The sequence below is a fragment of the Kitasatospora sp. NBC_00240 genome (assembly GCF_026342405.1).
Lineage (GTDB): Bacteria > Actinomycetota > Actinomycetes > Streptomycetales > Streptomycetaceae > Kitasatospora.
In genome coordinates this window covers 9,073,840-9,091,423 of the sequence record NZ_JAPEMU010000001.1, presented here as the reverse complement: position 1 = coordinate 9,091,423, position 17,584 = coordinate 9,073,840, and the positions used below count along the sequence as shown (strand labels likewise).

Annotated in this window: 16 protein-coding genes; 8 read left to right on the top strand and 8 right to left on the bottom strand. The window is 74.0% G+C overall.

What is annotated here, in order from left to right:
• Window positions 1-36 precede the first annotated feature (36 nt).
• Window positions 37-918 carry a hypothetical protein gene (locus OG689_RS38560; RefSeq protein WP_266326306.1) on the top strand — a complete coding sequence of 294 codons (882 nt, stop codon included), beginning with the start codon at window positions 37-39 and terminating at the stop codon, window positions 916-918.
• Window positions 919-972: 54 nt separating this feature from the next.
• On the opposite strand, the gene OG689_RS38555 is transcribed toward OG689_RS38560, so the two are convergent.
• Window positions 973-1,602 (bottom strand): histidine phosphatase family protein, encoded by a 630-nt coding sequence (locus OG689_RS38555; RefSeq protein ID WP_266326304.1) that lies wholly within the window; start codon window positions 1,600-1,602, stop codon window positions 973-975.
• Between the two features lie 650 nt (window positions 1,603-2,252).
• Window positions 2,253-3,299, bottom strand: coding sequence for a WYL domain-containing protein (locus tag OG689_RS38550; protein WP_266326302.1), 1,047 nt, complete (start codon window positions 3,297-3,299; stop codon window positions 2,253-2,255).
• Window positions 3,300-3,577: 278 nt separating this feature from the next.
• On the opposite strand from OG689_RS38550, the gene OG689_RS38545 reads away from it, so the two are divergent.
• Window positions 3,578-3,976 carry a VOC family protein gene (locus OG689_RS38545; RefSeq protein WP_266326300.1) on the top strand — a complete coding sequence of 133 codons (399 nt, stop codon included), beginning with the start codon at window positions 3,578-3,580 and terminating at the stop codon, window positions 3,974-3,976.
• A gap of 187 nt (window positions 3,977-4,163) precedes the next feature.
• Here OG689_RS38545 and OG689_RS38540 read toward each other — a convergent pair whose 3' ends face one another.
• From OG689_RS38540 to OG689_RS38520, 5 genes are all read right to left on the bottom strand, one after another.
• A complete protein-coding gene (locus OG689_RS38540; protein WP_266326298.1) occupies window positions 4,164-4,757 on the bottom strand; it encodes a hypothetical protein in 594 nt (197 codons plus the stop codon).
• Entirely contained in the window at window positions 4,754-6,511 is a 1,758-nt protein-coding gene (locus tag OG689_RS38535; protein ID WP_266326295.1) for an alpha/beta hydrolase, read from the bottom strand. The genes OG689_RS38540 and OG689_RS38535 overlap by 4 nt, the downstream gene beginning before the upstream one ends.
• A gap of 2 nt (window positions 6,512-6,513) precedes the next feature.
• Window positions 6,514-7,188 (bottom strand): hypothetical protein, encoded by a 675-nt coding sequence (locus OG689_RS38530; protein WP_266326293.1) that lies wholly within the window; start codon window positions 7,186-7,188, stop codon window positions 6,514-6,516.
• Between the two features lie 316 nt (window positions 7,189-7,504).
• Window positions 7,505-10,762: an N-acetylmuramoyl-L-alanine amidase gene (locus tag OG689_RS38525; RefSeq protein ID WP_266326291.1), complete on the bottom strand. Its 3,258-nt coding sequence runs from the start codon at window positions 10,760-10,762 to the stop codon at window positions 7,505-7,507.
• Window positions 10,763-11,233: 471 nt separating this feature from the next.
• The gene (locus tag OG689_RS38520) at window positions 11,234-12,028 is read right to left on the bottom strand and encodes an MBL fold metallo-hydrolase (RefSeq protein WP_266326289.1); all 795 of its coding nucleotides are present in this window, start codon (window positions 12,026-12,028) and stop codon (window positions 11,234-11,236) included.
• Window positions 12,029-12,119: 91 nt separating this feature from the next.
• Here OG689_RS38520 and OG689_RS38515 point away from each other — a divergent pair, with 91 nt between their 5' ends.
• The 6 genes from OG689_RS38515 (at window position 12,120) to OG689_RS38490 (ending at window position 16,728) form a co-directional block, all read left to right on the top strand.
• A complete protein-coding gene (locus OG689_RS38515; RefSeq protein WP_266326287.1) occupies window positions 12,120-12,737 on the top strand; it encodes a CGNR zinc finger domain-containing protein in 618 nt (205 codons plus the stop codon).
• A 257-nt stretch (window positions 12,738-12,994) separates the two neighbouring features.
• Window positions 12,995-13,612, top strand: a complete 618-nt coding sequence (locus tag OG689_RS38510) for a hypothetical protein (protein ID WP_266326285.1) — start codon at window positions 12,995-12,997, stop codon at window positions 13,610-13,612.
• A gap of 173 nt (window positions 13,613-13,785) precedes the next feature.
• Complete coding sequence (locus OG689_RS38505) at window positions 13,786-14,160, top strand: hypothetical protein (RefSeq protein WP_266326283.1); 375 nt, start codon at window positions 13,786-13,788, stop codon at window positions 14,158-14,160.
• 220 nt (window positions 14,161-14,380) lie between these two features.
• Complete coding sequence (sigK, locus tag OG689_RS38500) at window positions 14,381-15,004, top strand: ECF RNA polymerase sigma factor SigK (protein WP_266326281.1); 624 nt, start codon at window positions 14,381-14,383, stop codon at window positions 15,002-15,004.
• A 306-nt stretch (window positions 15,005-15,310) separates the two neighbouring features.
• Complete coding sequence (locus OG689_RS38495; protein ID WP_266326279.1) at window positions 15,311-15,547, top strand: hypothetical protein; 237 nt, start codon at window positions 15,311-15,313, stop codon at window positions 15,545-15,547.
• 107 nt (window positions 15,548-15,654) lie between these two features.
• On the top strand, window positions 15,655-16,728 hold the full coding sequence (locus tag OG689_RS38490) for a MerR family transcriptional regulator (protein WP_266327744.1): 1,074 nt from the start codon (window positions 15,655-15,657) through the stop codon (window positions 16,726-16,728).
• A 209-nt stretch (window positions 16,729-16,937) separates the two neighbouring features.
• Here the strand turns inward: OG689_RS38490 and OG689_RS38485 are convergent, their stop codons facing one another.
• Window positions 16,938-17,384, bottom strand: coding sequence for a hypothetical protein (locus OG689_RS38485; protein WP_266326277.1), 447 nt, complete (start codon window positions 17,382-17,384; stop codon window positions 16,938-16,940).
• Between the last annotated feature and the right edge of the window lie 200 nt (window positions 17,385-17,584).

Here is a 17,584-nt window from a genome sequence, read left to right as displayed (position 1 = left end):
GGTCACCGACCCGTCGCCACCCCAGGAGGACCACTCATGCCGCTCGACCGTGCGCTGCCGCGCCGCGCCTGGCACCACCTGGAACCGATGCACGCCGTGCTCTACTTCGCACCGGAGGCGGCCGCCGAGGCCGGCGCCCTGGGGTACGACCTCGGCGAGCGCTGGTCGAGCTACTTCGCCTGGCGGACGGCCCCGCTGGGCGCCGCGAGCAAGGAGCTGGCCACCGCGGTCTGTTACAGCTTCAGCCCCGCGGCGGTGGCCAGGTACGTCCCGCAGGCCTGGGCGGTGGCGGACCCGGCGAAGGTGCTGGAGGCCCGGCTGCGGTCGGTGGACGCCATCTACCAGGGCCTGTTCGAGGGACAGTTGGCGACTGCCGAGTTCACCGAACTGGTGGGCCTGGCCCGGCTGGCGGCGGAGGCCGCCGTGACCGCCGGGCGGCCGCTCGCCGCCGCCAACGCGGCCCTGCCCTGGCCGGACGAACCCCATCTGGCGCTCTGGCAGGCTCTCACCGTGCTGCGGGAGCACCGCGGCGACGGGCATCTGGCCGCGTTGCTGACCGCCGGACTCGACCCGTGCGAGTCACTGGTCTCCTTCGCCGCGGTCGGTGCCGCCCCGGCCGAGAACTTCGCCGGCCGTGGCTGGACGGACGAGGAGTGGTCCGCCGCCCGGGACCGGCTCGCCACCCGCGGCTGGCTGGATGCCGAGGGCCTGGTCACCGACACCGGCCGGGCCGGCCGCAACGAGGTCGAGCGCCTCACCGACCAGCTGGCGGCCGGCCCTTGGGAGGCGCTGGGCACCGAGCGTTCGGAGCGGTTCATGGAGCTGATGGTGCCCTTCTTCCTGGGCGTGATCCAGGCCGGCCTGCTGCCGATGCAGAGCACCCTCGGCATCACCACCGTGCCGGCGCCGACCTGGTGACCCGGCCGGCGGCCGGGCCCCACCCGGCCCCGCCCGGCCCCACCCGGCCCCGCCTCACAGTCGTAGTTCGGGCGGGAAGCCGGTCCAGCGCAGTTCGTCCGGCAGATGTCGGGTGTCGTTGTGGAGGAGGACGGAGGCCGGCCGGCCCGGCGGGTAGCGGATGACGGTCAGGGCGGCGTTGCCCTGGTTGAGGCCGAGCCAGCGCCAGCCCGGGGCCTCCATGGCGTGCCGGACCAGCCAGCCGACCAGGAAGCCGTGGGTGACGACGAGTTGGTGCCGGTCCTCGTCGCCGGGCACCGGGCCGGTGAACAGGTCCAGGGCCTGACGTGCCAGCAGCCGGCCGGTCTCCCGCTCCTCGGGTGTGACCCCGTCGAGGAAGCGCAGGAGGAAGTCGGCGCTGTCGGGTGGTAGTTCGTCCCTCTCGGGCAGGTGCGGAACGTAGTCCCCGGCGGCGTCCGAGACCTGCTTGGCGACGCCGTCCAGTTGCTCGGCGATCAGCCCCGCGGTCTGCGCCGCGCGCGGCAGCGGACCGTGGTGCAGCACGGAGACGGGGCGATCGCGAAGGCGTCGGCCGAGCAGAACCGCCTGCCGGCGGCCGTTCGCCGTCAAGGCGCCGTCCTCCGACTCCGAGTCGGCCTCGCCGTGCCGGGCGAGGTAGAGGTACCGGGTGGCCCTTCCCGTCATCCGTGCTGCTCCTTCGAACATGGCGCTCCCGAACGGCCCGCCGGGCACCCGCGCGTACTCCTGGTGGACGTCGCCCCCGCGGCACCCGGTTCCCCGAGTCACCGCCGTGGCCGCAGATCGCGCGGGTAGCGCGGTCGATCACCGGTCAGATGATCAGCTGTATTCGCCCGGCGGTCCGCCGAGGCCGCAGCCGACCCACCAGCCCGGGGGACAGCCACCGTGCCGGACACCACCGAAGAGCCCCCCGTGGTCGCTCCGACCGCTCAGCCACCGGCCGACCCCTTCGCCGCGCCGCTCGGGGGCCCCGTACCCTCCGACGTGTCCGGCCCGCCTCCGAGCGGGCCCGGCTCGGCCGACCCCTTCGCCGCGCCCGACCCGGCGTACGGCCGCCTGCCCGGCGGCGCGAACGGCGCCGGGAACAGCCGCGGGAACAGCGGCGCGTACGGGTGGCCACCGGCGGGGCTGAGGCGCTGCCCGGCCCACTGGGAACGCCCCACCGGGGACACCCCGCCCGGCGACGCCTGCCTTCGTGGGAGCACAGGCGGCACGACAGGCGGCACGACAGGCCGGGGCGACGGACGGCAGGCCGGACCGCCGTCCCGGTCCGGCCGCAGCGTCGGAGGCCCCTCCCGTGCACCGGTCCGCCGGTGTCAGACCTCGCGGGCACAGGACCTGAGGCGGTCGGCGAGCGCGGTGACGAGGTGACGCAGTTCGTCGGGGCGCTCGATCACGAACGGCCGGTCGAGCGAGGCGAGCACTGGTGGCAGCCGGTCGAGTTCCTCCACACGTAGTTCGACCCGCCGCCACCGCTCGGCGCCCGGGTCGGCGGACGCCCCGGGCGGCGTGGCCTCGTCCAGGGTCGCGACGGCGGTCGGCAGTCGGGCGCGGATCTGACCGACCGTCCCGTGGATCCGCAAGGTCACCTCGTACCGGTAGGCGGCCGTGGCGAAGCCCGTCAGCACGTGCTGTGCCGGATCGAACCCGGCGGGGACCTCGAACGAGCCGGCCAGGGGCCTCGCACCGGCGATGCGGTCCAGCCGGAAGGTGCGGTCCGCACCGGCCGCGCCCCCGTCCCTGTCCCCACCGGCGCCGTCCTCGCCGATCCCGGGATCCCGGCCGGTGACGTACCACCGGCCCTCATGGACGACGATCCCGTACGCGTGCAGCACGCGCTCGCTGCGCTCCCCGAAGCGGTCGGTGTATCTGATCATGATCGGCCGCCGGTGGCGTACCGCGTCGGCGACGGTGAGCAGGACCTCGGCGTCCGGCTCGGCCACCGGCTCGGCGGACGCCCCGGGCGGCGTGGTGAAGGCGAGGGACTCCAGCACGGTACCGAGCCGGCGGGCCAGGCGGGTGGGCAGTACCCGGCGAATCTTCGCCGCCGCCGTCCAGCTCGCGGTGTCCGCCGCCGTCACCGCCCCCGCCCGGCGGCCGGCGGCCAGCCCGAGCAGCACGGCGAGCGCCTCGTCGTCGCTGAGCATGAGCGGGGGCAATCGGTAGCCGGGTCCGATCCGGTACCCGCCGTAGCGGCCCCGCACGACCTCCACCGGTACATCGAGATCCAGCAACTGGCCCACGTAGCGCCGCACGGTCCGCCCGTCGACGCCGAGCCGGTCGGCGAGTTCGGCCACCGTCCGGACCCCGCCCGACTGCAGCAGTTCCAGGAGGGTCAGCACGCGCCCGGTAGGTCGAGACATGTCCGGAGCCTACTCCCGCGCTTCGACGAGCCGACTGTCCAACGGATGGCCAGGACCACAGAGAGACCTCTGACCTGGGACGACAGGACTCGTGAAGGGTCCAGGGCGTCGCCGGGCAGGAAGGACGCCGCCAGTGCCGCCGGGACCGCAGAGAGGGCCCGCCGGAAATCCGAGGGACCTCATGCACGATCGAGGCCAGGACAGATACCGGACCGAAACTGTCCACTATCCGACCTAGCCTGCCCAGGACAGCAACTCCGCCCATCCGGGAGAACATCATGGACTTCGTCTCGATCCGCGTCATCACCGGCGACGTCAAGCGCCTCGTCACCTTCTACGAGCAGGCCACCGGCATGCCGGCTGCCTGGGCCACCGAGGACTTCGCCGAACTCCGCACCCCCGGAGCCACCCTCGCCGTCGCCGGTACGCGCACCGTCCCCCTCTTCGCGCCGGGCTCCGGCCGCCCGGCGGACAACCACAGCGTGATCATCGAATTCCTCGTCGACGACGTGGACGAGGTGTACGGGAACCTTGCCGGCTTCGTCAGTGACTTCGTCACCGCACCCACCACGATGCCCTGGGGCAACCGGTCGCTGCTCCTGCGCGACCCCGACGGCAACCTGGTCAACTTCTTCACCCCGGTGACCCCGGCCGCCCTTGCGAAGTTCGGCCGCTGACCCCGGTCACGGTCCCTCGCGCGCGGGGTGCGGTTGTGCGGACGGCGCAGCGAAGCGGACCGGCCCCCGGCACGAAAACGCACCCGCCCCCGCCGCCGAAGGGCGACGGGGGCGGCTGCGCCGTCCGGACCGGCCACGCGGGGCGACCGGTCCGGACGGCCCCGCGGTCAGCCGGACGGCTCCGCGGTCAGTGCGACCAGAACGGGTCGTCCACCTTGGGCAGCAGGTCCTGGTTGCCCTTGGCGTCGGTGGGCAACGGGGTGCCGGGACCGAACGGGTAGCGGGTCTTCGGGTCCTCGACCGCGCCGACGCCGGCCGACAGGGTCACGTTGCCGGGGAACCCGATCTGGATGTGCACGCCCACGCCGTCCGCGGCCTGGGCGTCGATGGCCGGCATCCGGTCGTCGGAGTTGACGCTGGTGATGGTGTAGCCCTGGGACTTCCAGTACCGCTCGACCAGCCCGAGCAGGGCGCCGTACTTGGCCTGCGAGACCTTGGTCATCACGTAGCGGTTCTTGGACAGGTGCGTGGTGCCGTCCGGGCGGTCGTTCATCCCTTCGGTGTTCTCGCTGCTGGTGTAGGCGTCGTCGCTGAACTGGACAGCCGGGACGATGGCCTTGGTGGTGCCGTCCAGCAGAGCGTCGATCTTGGTCCGGGCCGCGGAGGCGTCCATGCTCGGGGTCCTCTTCTTCTCGGTGTCCGCGCCGGCCGAGGAGCAGCCGCCGACCAGCAGGGCGGTGACGGCGAGCGCGGCTACGGCGCGAAGTGCACGGTGGTTCATCGGGGGTCCTGAAGGTTCACGCGGTCGCCGTGACCGGAGACGATGCTGCCGAGGTTGCGCAGCGAGTTGCCCCCGCTGCCGCCGGAGTCCTGGTTCCAGTAGTCGGAGTGCGAGTGCTTCCACTCGCCGTCCGCCACGTCGAACCGGCGGCCGCCGAACTCGCTGCTCGCCGGGTCCTGGCCGAACCAGAGTTCGTGCGGGTCACCGGACTTGCCGACCTGGTCGCCGATGACGCCGCCGACGAGGGCGCCGGGGATGCCTCCGGTGACGAAGCCGATGCCGGCGCCGCCGAGCATGCCGTTGGTCTCGGAGTGGCTCGGCAGGTGGGTGACCGGGTCGTGCTCGGCGGAGCCCACCCAGACGTGCTGGGCGCCGACGCCGAGCTGGTCGGCCTTCTGGGCGCCGGTGCCCGGGCTGCCGACCAGGATGATGTCGTCGGCGGGGATGCCGCCCGGACGCTGGGCGGCCTGGCCGACCGTCAGCGAGCCGTAGCTGTGGCCGAGGGCGGTGACGTGGGCGGGGGTGCCGTCGTGGGTGCTGCGCAGGCCCTGCAGGAACTGCTGGTAGCCGGCGCCGCCCTGTTCGGCCCGCTGGGTGCCGGCCACCGCCAGGGTCTCCTGCTCGGCGCCCTTGAGCTGCGGGGCGTCGTAGCCGAGCCAGGTGATGGAGGCGGTGCTGCGGGACGGGTCGGCCTTCTGGGCCTCCGTCCAGAGGTCCTTGGCTCGGTTGCCGTCCTTGCCGCCGACGTCGCCGACCTTGGTGCCGAGGCCGGGCACGTAGGCGACCACGTCGTCGGCGGTGTCCGGGTTGCCGAAGGAGATGGCGGCCCGGCCCTGGCCCTCGGTGCCGATGGCCATCAGGAAGACCGGCGGGTTGCCCTTGCCGTCCTCCTCGGCGAGCCGGCCCTGGATCTTCTTGAAGCCGTCCAGCTTGGTCTGCTCGTCCTCGGTGCGGTTCGGCTTGTTCTCCAGGTCCTTGATGAGGCCCGGCAGGACGGCCCGGTTGGCGGTGTTCCTGGCCTCCGCCGGGATGCCGTCGCGGTTGCCGATCAGGTCCGGGTGGTCCTTGACCAGGCGCTGCTGCTCGTCCGCGGTGAGGCCGTTCCACCAGGAGTTGACCTCGGTGGGTGAGGCGTTCGCGGCGGGCATGCCCTTGGCGAGGAGGTCCTCCTCGCCGCCGAAGATGTTCATCATCTTGCTGGTGAGTTCGGTGGTGGCGGTCCCGAGGTCGAGTCCGGCGCCGCTCTTGGCGTTGTCGGTGTAGTGCCGCAGACGCTGGGTGATCACCTCGTCGGCGTGGGCCGCCTCGGAGAGCGCGCCGGTGATCCGGTCGGAGATCTGGTGGCCCTTGACGGCCGGGTTCTGGAAGTCCGGGTCGTGCCGCTCGCCGGGGCTGGCCGGCGGCCAGGAGACGCCGCCGTCGTCGGTGACGGTGTAGCCGCCGGCCTTGGCCTCGTCCAGCGCGTCCAGCAGTTTGGACTGGGCGAGCAGGAAGGCCTCGGCGCCGTCGCGCAGGACGGGGCCGATCATTCCGAGTTCGATCCGGGCGGCGGACAGCTTGGCGGTGGTCTGGGACAGGCTGGTCTCGGCCTGGTCGGCGGCGCTGCCCGTCCACTGCGAGTTCTTGACGCGGGTGTCGACACCGTCCTTCCAACTGTCGGCGTGCCTGCCGAAGTTCTCCGCCAACTTGTCGTACGCGGTGGCGGCGTCGTAGAGGTCGGCGGGCCTGGCATCCCGCAGGGTGGCGATGTCCATGGTCAGATTCCTTGCGGGGACTGGGCGTTCGGGCCGAAGCGCTCAGCGTCGATGCGGGCTCGCTCGGCCGGGCCCGGGACGGGCAGCTCGGTGGCGGAGGCGCCGAGGCCGGGCGGGGCGTGGAAGCCGGGGTCGGGGTCGCCGGTGATCGTCGGCATCTTCCACGGCGCGTCCCCGTCCTTGGGCGGCGGGAAGGTGTGCGCCCACGGCGGGTCGCCCAGGGTGGGCCGGGTCGAGCCGGTCTCGGCGCCGCCCCGGGCCATGCCGGTGTCCGCGAACGCGGACATGGTCGACAGCTTGTCCCCGGCGGCGCCACCGCCGCCGCTCCTGGCGAACTCCGGTCCGCCGGTGCCCTGCCCGATGCTGCCGAGATCGCCGCCGGTCTTCTGGTCGGAGTCGCGGTAGTTCTTCGCGGTCTTGACCAGGTTCTCGCCCTGCCGGTCCATCTCGGCGGACAGCGAGTCCAGCAGGGCCCGCCAGGAGTCGGTGCAGGAGTTGAGTTCGGCGCCGGTGCTCCAGCCCTTGAGGCTGCCCTCGGCCTTGTCGGACGCGCCGAGCACGCCCTTGGTCTCCCCCGGGATCAGTTCCGCCGTCTGCTTGGCGGTCTGCCCGGCTCCGTCCAGTTCGCCGGGCTGGACGCGGAACCCCGAGCCGCCCGGTTCTGGTGCCCTAACCAATGTTGCCCCCGTGAGTGCGGATGTGTCCGGTGATACGTTCGCGGGCCACCGTAGCGAGTACATGACGCTCCGATCCAGCCGGGTGACGAAGGTGTTACCCGGTGGGGACGGTGCCGAGCGGGACGGGGGCGGGCCGACGGCGGCGCCGCCGTCCCCGTCCGGGGGCGAACGGCGCCCCGCACGCCTGTTGACGACGGGTGGGAGGACGCGGGTGCGCCCGCGACCGGTCGGGGTGCGGGCCGACCCGGCGAACGGCGCGGGGCCGGCCCCCGGGGGTGATCCCCAGGAGCCGGCCCCGACCGGTGGTGGCGGTGGGTCAGCCCGCCGTGTAGTACCCGGCCACGTCCGCGATCAGGTGGACGTCGCCGTAGTTGTTGTAGAGATCGACCTTCCCGTTGATCACCGGGACCACGACCAGGTTCGGAATCGTCTGCCCCGCCGTGAAGTTGAGGTTCGACGCCGAGGTCCGCTGCTGACCGTCCGGGTACACCGCGACGAAGCTGGGCGCGGTCGGGTCGGTCGCCGTCACGTTCAGCACCACCGCCGTGACGTTGGCCGGGACGCCGGAGCGGCCGGTCACCTGGAGGGCCAGCGACTGGCCGCCCTGGAGCTTGCCGGCCCGGGCGCCGGTGCCGTTGCGGGTGTCCAGCAGCCGGGTCGGGCCCGCGCTGACGAAGGACGAGCCTCCGCCGGTGGTGTAGTAGCTGCTGATGTCGGCGATCAGGTGGACGTCGCCGTAGTTGTTGTACAGGTCGACCTTCCCGTTGATCACCGGGACCACGACCAGGTTCGGAATCGTCTGCCCCGCCGTGAAGTTGAGGTTCGACGCCGAGGAGCGCGGCTGACCGTCCGGGTACACCGCGACGAAGCTCGGCGCGGTCGGGTCGGTCGCCGTCACGTTCAGCACCACCGCCGTCACATCGGCCGGCACCGACTTGCCGCCACCGAGCGGAGCCCCGGCGACCTGCAGCACGACCGACTGGCCACCACCCACCTTGCCCGACCGGCCACCCGTACCGTCACGGGTGTCCAGCAGCCGCGCCGGGCCGGCGGTGGAGAGCTTCGAGGTGCCGTTCGGCGAGTAGTACCCGGTGATGTCGGCGATCAGGTGGACGTCGCCGTAGTTGTTGTACAGGTCGACCTTCCCGTTGATCACCGGGACCACGACCAGGTTCGGAATCGTCTGCCCCGCGGTGAAGTTGAGGTTCGACGCCGAGGAGCGCGGCTGACCGTCCGGGTACACCGCGACGAAGCTCGGCGCGGTCGGGTCGGTCGCCGTCACGTTCAGCACCACCGCTGTCACATCGGCCGGCACCGACTTGCCGCCGCCGAGCGGAGCCCCGGCGACCTGCAGCACGACCGACTGGCCGCCGCCCACCTTGCCCGACCGGCCACCCGTACCGTCACGGGTGTCCAGCAGCCGGGTCGGACCGGCGGGCGTGTAGCCGCTCGGCGGCGGCGTCACGGCGCTGCGCACCTCGACGTCGCTCGCCTTGAGGTAGGCCAGCCGGTGGTTGTAGCGGATCGGGTAGTAGGTTTCGTCGCCGACGACCAGCGTGCGGTCGTTGGGCGCGTCGCCGTTGATGTTCTGGGTGTAGTAGTAGTCGCCCTTCACCGGCTCGGGCCCGAGCGCGAGGTAGGACTGCCCGGCCGGCACCGAGACGCTGGTGTACGGGGCCGGGGTCAGGTTCGACGTGTCGATCCCGGCCGGGTACTTGGACAGCTCGGGGTAGAACCGGCCGTAGACCGGCACCGAGCTGAGGCCCTGGCGCGGGGTCAGCACGGTCTGCCCGGTGCGGTTGTCGGCCGTGCCCGCCCGGCCGCCCGGGTTGGCGAACCAGGCCTTCTTGCCGCCGTACCAGACCGCCGTCCAGTCGCCCTGCTGCTCGGCGACCACGAAGCTGGTGCCGGCCACCGCCTTGGCGCGGACGTCGGCGGCCTGGGTGGTGCCGCCGTTCACCAGCGGCGCGTCGGCGGCGGGCTGGGTGCGCAGGTAGACGAAGTTCTGCGGCCGGGCCGCGGTGCCGTCGACCGGCGGGGTGTTGCTCGCGTCGAAGGCCGGCGCGATGGTGACCTTGCCGCCGGCCAGCAGCGGGCCGCCGGTGTTGGCCTGGACCGGCGCACCGAGCAGGTCCAGGTAGTGGTTCCAGTCCCAGAACGTTCCCGGGTCCCAGTGCATGCCGGACATCAGGGCCTCGGTCGGGCCGGGCACGTCGTCGTGGCCGATGATGTGCTGCCGGTCCAGCGGCACGCCGAAGCGGTCCGCCAGGTAGCGGACCAGGGTGGCCGAGGACTGGTAGAGCTGCTCCGAGTACCAGGTGGGCTTGGTGGTCGGGAAGGCGTAGCCCTCGTGCTCGACGCCGATGCTGTGCATGTTGACGCTCTTGTTGCCCGCGTGCCAGGCGACGTCCTTGGTGTTCACCAGCTGGCTCACGTGGCCGTCCGAGGACCGCACGATGTAGTGCGCGCTGGCCTGCGTGGTCGGGTTCTGGAAGGTCGCGATGGACCCGTCGAAGCCGCCCTCGGTGTCGTGGATCACGATGTACTGGATCGCGTCGCCGTCGGCCGGGCGGTTGCCCACGCTGTAGTTGCCGTACGAGGTCGGGTCGGCGGCGTTGGTCAGCTGGTAGGCGGCCGGGCGGTAGTCGCAGCCCAGCGCGGCGGGGCACTCCGGGGTGGCGTCGGCCGCCCCTTCCACGGCGCCGAGCGCGCTGCGGCTCACGGCCGCGCTCCGCGAGGCGGGGCTGCCGGTGGCCCGGGCCGGGCTCTTCGGCGCGGTGGGCGTGGCCTTGGCGGTGGACGGGGCCGAGGGGGCCGGTGCGCCGCTCGACTTGGCGGACGGCGCCGGGGCGGTGCCCTGGCCGTCGGCGCTGGCGCGCGGGGTGAGGGCCACGTCGGTGCCGGCCGGCACGGCCGGCGCGGGCGCCAGGGCGACCAGCTGGCCGTCGGCCGTGGTGCGCCGGGCGCCGATCTTGACGGTGTCGAAGACCCGGTCGGCGAAGGCCTTGCCGCCGGCGCTGTCGGTGGACTCGCTGAACCGGGCCACCGCCTCGTACCAGGCGGCCGGGTCCTCGGAGGCGGGGCGCCCGGCATCCTTCTGGTACTTCGCCAGCAGGGCCGCGGCACCGCGCACGCTCTGCACCGGGTCCGACTTCAGCTGGCCGGCGGGCCGGCCGATCAGCTTGGCGGCCTTGTCCAGGGTGTGCAGCGCGGGGCTGTCCTTGACCTCGACCGGCGGCGGGTCCTTGCGCACCGGCGCTCCGTCGCCCCGGCCGTCGGCCTCCGGGCCGGGGCCCGACTTGATCGCCTTGGCCACCTCCGCGAGGTCGACCTGGGTGAGCCCCATCACGTTGTAGTTGCCCGTGGTGCTGGGCTCGCCGCCGTGCGACTCCCAGCGGGTCTGCTGGTACGAGAGGGCGAGCAGCACGCTCTGCGGTACGTGGAACTCACCGGCTGCGTCGGCGAATCCGCGCTGCAGGGAGTCGGGGCCGGTCACCGCGGCCTTGGTGGTGCCCGCGTCGGCGAGCAGCGCGAAGGTGGTGGCGGAGGCGACCACGGCCGCTCCGACCACCATCGGTATGCGAAGTCGCCGCTTGCGGCGGTGCGTCGGGAGAGGGGCGCCGTCTGGTGGGGCGCTGAGGTTCGTCAACGGAGTCTGCAGACCTTCCGGTGTCCGGGGCCGGCACTGTGCCGGGCGTGGGGGCGGGCAGTCCGGGGTGTGCGCTCAGGTGCGGGCCACCCCCGTGCGCCCAACCGTCCAGGTGTCCCGCGACGCTAGCACCCGGCCCGGCGGGGGCTTCGAGAGGGGTCCGCACTGGCGCTGGCACCGGTCCTGGGCACCCGAACGGTCGCCCGGGGCCGGCCGGCAAACCGGCCCGTCGTGACCGGAGTTCGCGCCGCCGCCGCCCGGCCGCGACGGCGGCGGGCGGCGGGTCCGGCGGCGGGCGGGGACGCGGGACGCAGGGGAGCGGTGCGGCGGTCCGCCGAGCCCCGCGAGCGCCCGCCCCTCGAACCCGACGATCCGTCAGATCTCGTTTCCAGCAGGTCAGACGGCTGCGGACTCACCGGGCGCGAGCAGCACCAGGCGGTCGGCCAGACCGGCCGCCTCGAAGGCGACCCGCAGGTGGGCCGCGCCCTCGGTGAAGTGCATCCACGAGTTGAAGTGCAGGGGCACGACCCGGCGGGCGCCGAGTACGACCGTGGCCTCCGCGGCCTGCGCACTGTCGAGCGTGAGCAGGGCGCCGCCGAAGAGGCGGGTGCGAACGGCCCCGGCGAAGAGCAGCGCGGTGTCCACCGGGCCGACCCGGTGGGCGATCTCCCGGACGTTGCCCATCGAGGCGTTGTCGCCGCTCACGTACACGGTGGGCAGGCCGGGGCCGGTCAGCACGAACCCGGTGACGTCGCCGGTGACGGGCTCGCAGCCCTCGGGGCCGTGCCGGGCCGGTACGGCGGTGACGACGACCGTCCCGCCGGCCGGTCGGGCCAGCTCCAGGGACTCCCAGGGGGCGAGGCCGCGTGCCGCGGCGCCGAGACGGGCGGCGGAGGCCGGCGTGGTGACGGTGAGAGGGGCCTTCGCCAGGGCGAGCCGGCCGGCGGTGTCGAGGTTGTCGGCGTGCTGGTCGTGCGAGAGCAGGACCGCGTCGACCGGGCCGACCTGGTCGGCGGCGAGCCCGGACGGGGCGAGCTTGCTGAGGATCAGGCCGCGCTCGGGAACGTAGTCGCCGGGCTCGTCGAAGGTGGGGTCGGTCAGCAGGCGCAAGCCGCCGTACTCGATGACGGCGGTGGGACCGCCGACGGCGTGGACGGACAGCACGGAGGCGGGCAGCGCGGATGTGGGCATCAGGAGGACCTCTCACGGAATAGTTGGCCGTTTGACGTGAGAATGACGCTAGTCCTCCTCACGGAGAACAGCAAGAGGTACCGTGAGAGATGTGACTACCCCGCACACCGCGCCCGGCGGCGCCGCCCCCCAGCCGCTGCCCGCCGCCCCCGGCGCCGACCAGCACCCCGCCCTCGCGCTGGTGAACACCCGGACCATCCGCCCCACCGGCGCCTTCGACGACCTGGCCGAACCGGCCGCCGCCCTCGACTGGCTGACCGGCAGCGGCCTGCTGCCGACCCGCCGCACCCTCACCCCCGGCGAGGCCGGGCGGCTGCGAGCGCTGCGCGAGTGCGTACGCGACCTGTTCACGGCGCGGCTGACCGGCGACGCCCCCGACCCGGCGGCACTGGCCGAGCTCAACAGCGCGCTCGCGGCCACCCCCTTCACCGGCCGACTGCACTGGGACGGCACCGCGGACGGCCCCCGGCTGGAGTCCCGGCCGGCCGGTGGCACGCCACTGGACGCCGCACTCACCCGCCTCGCCCGCGACGCCGCCGAACTGCTCAGCGGCCCGCACGCGGAGGCCGTAGCCGCCTGCGGCGCCACCGGCTGCATCCGGTACTTCCTACGCACCCACGGCGCCCGGCAGTGGTGCTCGCAACGCTGCGGCGACCGGGTCCGGGCCGCCCGCCACTACGCCCGCACCCGGGCCGCCGGAACCACCTGACGCCGCCTCCCGCCCCGGGCGGCGGCGCCTGGGCGCCGGCCGGCGCCCAGGTGACCACCGCGCGGACGACCGCCGCGCAAGTGACCGTCACGCAGATGACCCTGAGGCAGAAGCCCACCGGCGGCGTACCTGCCGCGCGGGGCCCGCACCGCGGCGGACGGAAGCAGAAAGAACCGGCGGCACCGGAGTGGAACCGTGCATTCCGGTACTGCCGTCTCCTAGGGTGAGAGACTCACGCACTGCCCAAGGAGGCAGCCATGCGACGTTGGTTCATCATCCCGGGTGCACTCGCTCTCGCCGCGACTGTCGCGGTCCCGGTCACCCTCGCCGGTGCCACCACCCCGGCGGCGCCCGCCACCCGCGCGGTGGCCGCAGCCGCGCCGGCCCCGGAGCTCTGCCCGGTGGGCTGGGGGAGCCTGCCGAAGGACCTCAACTCCGTCAACTCGCAGCCGCTACGGAACATCCGCACCGGCGCGCACCCCTGCTACGACCGCCTGGTCCTCGACGTACCGGGCACCTCGACCGGTGCGCCGGCCGGCTACCACGTCCGGTACGTCACCACCCTCCACCAGGACGGATCGGGCCAGGTGCTGCCGGTGCGCGGCGGCGCGATCATCGAGATCGTGGTCAACGCGCCGTCCTACGACCCCGCCACGGGTGCGTCCACCTACCCGGGCCGGGGCGGCCAGCCGCTGCCCGGCGTCAACCTGGCCGGCTACCGGACCTTCGTCGACTCCCGCTTCGGAGCCAGCTTCGAAGGCCAGACCCAGATCGGTCTCGGTGTCCGGGCCCGCCTGCCGTTCCGGGTCTACCAGCTCGACAACCGACTGGTGATCGACGTGGCACACAGCTGGAACGCGACCCCCGCCCGCTGAACCGACCACGGGCCCGGGTGGCCCGGCCACCCCGCCGGCCGGGTCACCCGGGCCGACCGCCGACGACCGACCGCGACCGCACCCGCGCCGACCGGGCGGGCTGCGGCCACCACTCCTCAGGACAGCCGTGAGCGTCCCACCCGACGCCCGCCCCCTCGAAGGGAATGCCGCCCGTGATCGCCAAACCGCCGATCCCCTTCGCCGACGACCCCGCGGCGCAGGGCTGCCGGCCCGCGACCGTCTGGGAGCCGGACGCGACGCCGCCGCCGGCCTGCGACCCCGTGGTGCAGCCCTGGCCCCGGTTCGACCTGCCGCACCGCCGCTGGGGCGTCACCCTCACCACGGTCGGCGACGAGGGCCGGCGCGGCATCCAGCACTTCACCGTCTGCGCCGCGACCGCCGAGGAGGCACTCGCCGCGGCGGCGACCGAGGCCGGGACCGAAGCCGCCCGGCGCCACCGGCACGGCGCCGCAGTGGACCTGGCCGGCGCCACCGTCGCTCCCGGCGAACCGTCCGCCCGCTGGCCGGACACGCCGCCGCCCGCCTGATCGGGAGCCGGTTCCGGGGCCCGGCGCGCCGCCGCCGAGGGGGCCGCGCCCCGGCCTCCGCAGAATTTCTCGGCCCCGGCCCGGCCGGGGCCGCAGCGGGAACGGCACCGGCGGGGCCCGGGCAACCGGCCTGCCTGTCCCCCGGCCGACGAACCCGACCAAGACGATGCAGGAACGCTGCAAGTAGCCCCGGCATCGGCGCGTGCGTGACGGTGGCACGGTGAACGCACCGGCGCAGTACCGCCCCGCGCGGGAACTCCCGCACCCCGGCCCGGCCGCCCCCGGACGGCCCGATCGCGGTGCGGCCCTGCGCGCGCTGGTGGCGCTGGTCGCCCGGGGCGACGAAACCGCCTTCGACCGCCTGTACGACCGGCTGACCGGGCCGGTGCTCGGCGTGGTGGGACGGGTCCTGCGGGATCGGGCGCAGTCCGAGGAGGTGGCGCAGGAGGTGATGCTGGAGCTGTGGCGTTCGGCCGGCAGCTACCGCCCCGAACGGGGCACGGTCCTCTCCTGGGCCCTCACCATCGCCCACCGCCGGGCCGTCGACCGGGTCCGATCCGCCCAGGCCGCGCACGACCGGGACCAGCTGGACGCCGTCCGTTCGTACGTACCGGTCTTCGACGAGGTCGCCGAGCAGGTGGAACTCCGCCTCGAGCAGGAGCGGGTGCGGCGGCTGCTCGGCTCGTTGACCGAGGGGCAGCGGGAGTCGCTGACGCTCGCCTACTACGGCGGCTGCACCCAGGCCCAGATCGCGGCCATCCTGGGCACCCCGCTCGGCACCGTCAAGACCCGGATCAGGGACGGCCTGATCCGCCTGCGCGACCAGCTGGCCGTCGAACCCTGAGACCGCGCCGCCCCGGGCTGCCCCCGGCAGGTACCCGGCCACCGCCCGCCGCTTCGCGCCGACGCCCTGGCAACAGCCCGGCGAACGCCGGGCCCGTACGCCACCGGGCGAGCCGGTGCGATGCCATCCGAGCCATCCGATGCGATGCGTAAACGATGCGAGCTGCCGTCGGGACGGGGCCGCGGAAAGCTGGAGGTGTCGCCCCTCGGCGACGCTCGCCGGCCCCGAGCACCCGCCTTGTCCGCCCCTCCGGCGCGACGGTGTCGACCGACCGGCGGCCCACGACCTCAGGATCAGGAGGACACCATGGCACTCACCGACCCCACCGTGCGTCGTCCGCCGACCGCACCGCCGACTCCCCCGGCGGCCCGGCCCGCCCCCACCGAAACCCCCGAGTGCGAGGCCTCCACCTGCGCCGGGATCTCGACCCCCGAATCCGTCGAGCTGCACAATGCCTGGCCCGGCTGGGTCCCGCTGCTGCTGATCGCCCTGATGGTGCTCAGCTGCCTCGGCTTCGCCGTCGGCCGGATCGCCGGCTGGTGACGGTGGCAAGCCCGCAGATCGGCCACACCCCGCCCGTCGAACCCACCGGGCCGGTGGCACCCGCCGCGGCAGGCACGACCGCCGCCGCGGGCACGACGGCCGCAGGGGTGGCCGGGGCGGGTGTGACCACCGGCGGGGTGGCCCGCCACCTCGGGGTGTCGCCGACCACCGTCCGTTCCTGGGAGCGGCGCTACGGCATCGGCCCGGAGCGGCGGGAGCCCGGGCACCACCGCCGCTGGAGCCCGCAGGACGTCGCCGTGCTGGAGGAGATGTGCCGGCTCACCGCCCGGGGCGTGCCGCCCGGCGAGGCCGCCCGGCAGGCCCTCGGAACCGCCCGACCCCCGGTCGTGGGACCACCCGGGTTCACTCCCTCGGGCGTCGGCGAGAGCGGCGACTTCGCCGACGACTCCGCCGACGACGAGGCGGCGGGCGAGGCGGCGGGCGAGGCGGCAACCGCGGGCACCGGCCCGGCGGGCCCGACGGCACCGGCCGGAGAGTCCGTCCGCCGGGCCCCGGGCGGGAGCAGTTCGCTGCCCGTGGGGCCGGTCCGTCCGAAGTGCCGTGGTCTGGCCAGGGCCGCCGTTCGCCTCGACAGCACCGAGGTGGCTCTGATCCTGCGCCGGGCGGTCGCCGATCTCGGCGCGGTCGCCGCCTGGACCGAGGTGATGATGCCCGCCCTGCGGGCGGCGGGCCGCAAGTGGGCGGCCGAGGGCGAGCGGTACGTCGAGGTCGAGCACCTGCTGTCCTGGCACGTCTCGACCGCCCTGCGCGGGATCGCCGACCGACCCGGGCCGGTCCGGGCGGGCCGACCGGCGCTGCTCGCCGGCATGCCCGCCGAGCTGCACGTCCTTCCGCTGGAGGCGGTCGCCGCGGGGCTCGCCGAACGCCGACTGCCGTTCCGGATGTTCGGCCCGGCGGTACCGCCCGGGGCCCTCCTCGGGGCCGTCGGGCGGACCGGACCCGCCGCCGTCCTGCTGTGGTCCCAGGCCCGGCAGACGGCCGACCCGGTGCTGGCCGGACGCGCGGCCGAAACCGCCTGGGGCGGCCGCGGCTCCCGATCCCGCCCGGTGGTGCTGCCCGCCGGGCCCGGCTGGACGGACAGTCGCTGCCCGCCCGGCCTGCCCCGCCCCCGCGACCTGGCCGGCGCCCTCGACCGGATCGAACGACTGCTCACCGACTGACCGGCCACCGATACCCGGTGGTGAGGCCCGGGCCGCCCCGGGCACCGACACCCGTCCGTGGGCCAACACCGAAGCGTGGGCGAATGGGCCCGGACGTTCGGGGTGCGGACGTCCGGCCTGGCCGTCGGTGCCCGGGAAACGCACTTCGGCCCCTGGAGTCCGCCGATTCCAGGGGCCGAAGCATGCTTGCGGGTCGAGCAGAGCTGCAATCAGCAGGCGTACCAGGGGCCCCAACCGCTGGTGTACGTGCGGCACCACCAGCGGTTGTCGCCGCCGACGGAGCTGATCGTCGTGGAGTTGGGCCAGTACACGCGGTACTGGAGGTCGTGCCCGCCGAGGCTCGACCAAGCGGCCCAGGAGCCGCCGGGGCTCGTCTGCCAAGAGGTCCAGACGGCGTGGTCGGTGCCGAGCCCACTGACCTCCAGGCGGCCGTCAGCCCACTGCGCAAGGGAGAGCTGGCTTCCGCAGAGGAAAGTCCCGGTTGCCGGACCATCGATGATCGTCACGGTGCAGCCGCTCACACCGTCGTACGCTCCCGGAGCGTAGAAGTACGTAGCACTGGCGTAGTTGCCGGTGGCATGCGCGGGCGCAGCAATGCCGAATATTCCGGCAAAGATCGCGAAAATTACCGAAACTACTCGAATCTTATTCGTCAAGATCCCTCCCTGCCACTTCCCCCGACCCCTCCGGAGCCTCCGGGGAAATCGAGGAAAGTGGTCTCATGACAGTGGATGCAGTCCTTCCGAAGTGCCACCCGTTCCCGGAACTGGCTGGTCCGGAACAATGGCCCGCGACTCTTCCACGACAGCTGATCGGCGAAGGCGCCGTCCGGCAGCGCCGGTGATCCCCTTCGCCG

Excerpts from the sequence above, each read along its gene's own strand:
- OG689_RS38560 (WP_266326306.1), top strand. The coding sequence starts at position 37 with ATGCCGCTCGACCGTGCGCTGCCGCGCCGCGCCTGGCACCACCTGGAA.
- OG689_RS38555 (WP_266326304.1), bottom strand. The coding sequence starts at position 1,602 with ATGACGGGAAGGGCCACCCGGTACCTCTACCTCGCCCGGCACGGCGAG.
- OG689_RS38550 (WP_266326302.1), bottom strand. The coding sequence starts at position 3,299 with ATGTCTCGACCTACCGGGCGCGTGCTGACCCTCCTGGAACTGCTGCAG.
- OG689_RS38545 (WP_266326300.1), top strand. The coding sequence starts at position 3,578 with ATGGACTTCGTCTCGATCCGCGTCATCACCGGCGACGTCAAGCGCCTC.
- OG689_RS38540 (WP_266326298.1), bottom strand. The coding sequence starts at position 4,757 with ATGAACCACCGTGCACTTCGCGCCGTAGCCGCGCTCGCCGTCACCGCC.
- OG689_RS38535 (WP_266326295.1), bottom strand. The coding sequence starts at position 6,511 with ATGGACATCGCCACCCTGCGGGATGCCAGGCCCGCCGACCTCTACGAC.
- OG689_RS38525 (WP_266326291.1), bottom strand. The coding sequence starts at position 10,762 with ATGGTGGTCGGAGCGGCCGTGGTCGCCTCCGCCACCACCTTCGCGCTG.
- OG689_RS38520 (WP_266326289.1), bottom strand. The coding sequence starts at position 12,028 with ATGCCCACATCCGCGCTGCCCGCCTCCGTGCTGTCCGTCCACGCCGTC.
- OG689_RS38510 (WP_266326285.1), top strand. The coding sequence starts at position 12,995 with ATGCGACGTTGGTTCATCATCCCGGGTGCACTCGCTCTCGCCGCGACT.
- OG689_RS38495 (WP_266326279.1), top strand. The coding sequence starts at position 15,311 with ATGGCACTCACCGACCCCACCGTGCGTCGTCCGCCGACCGCACCGCCG.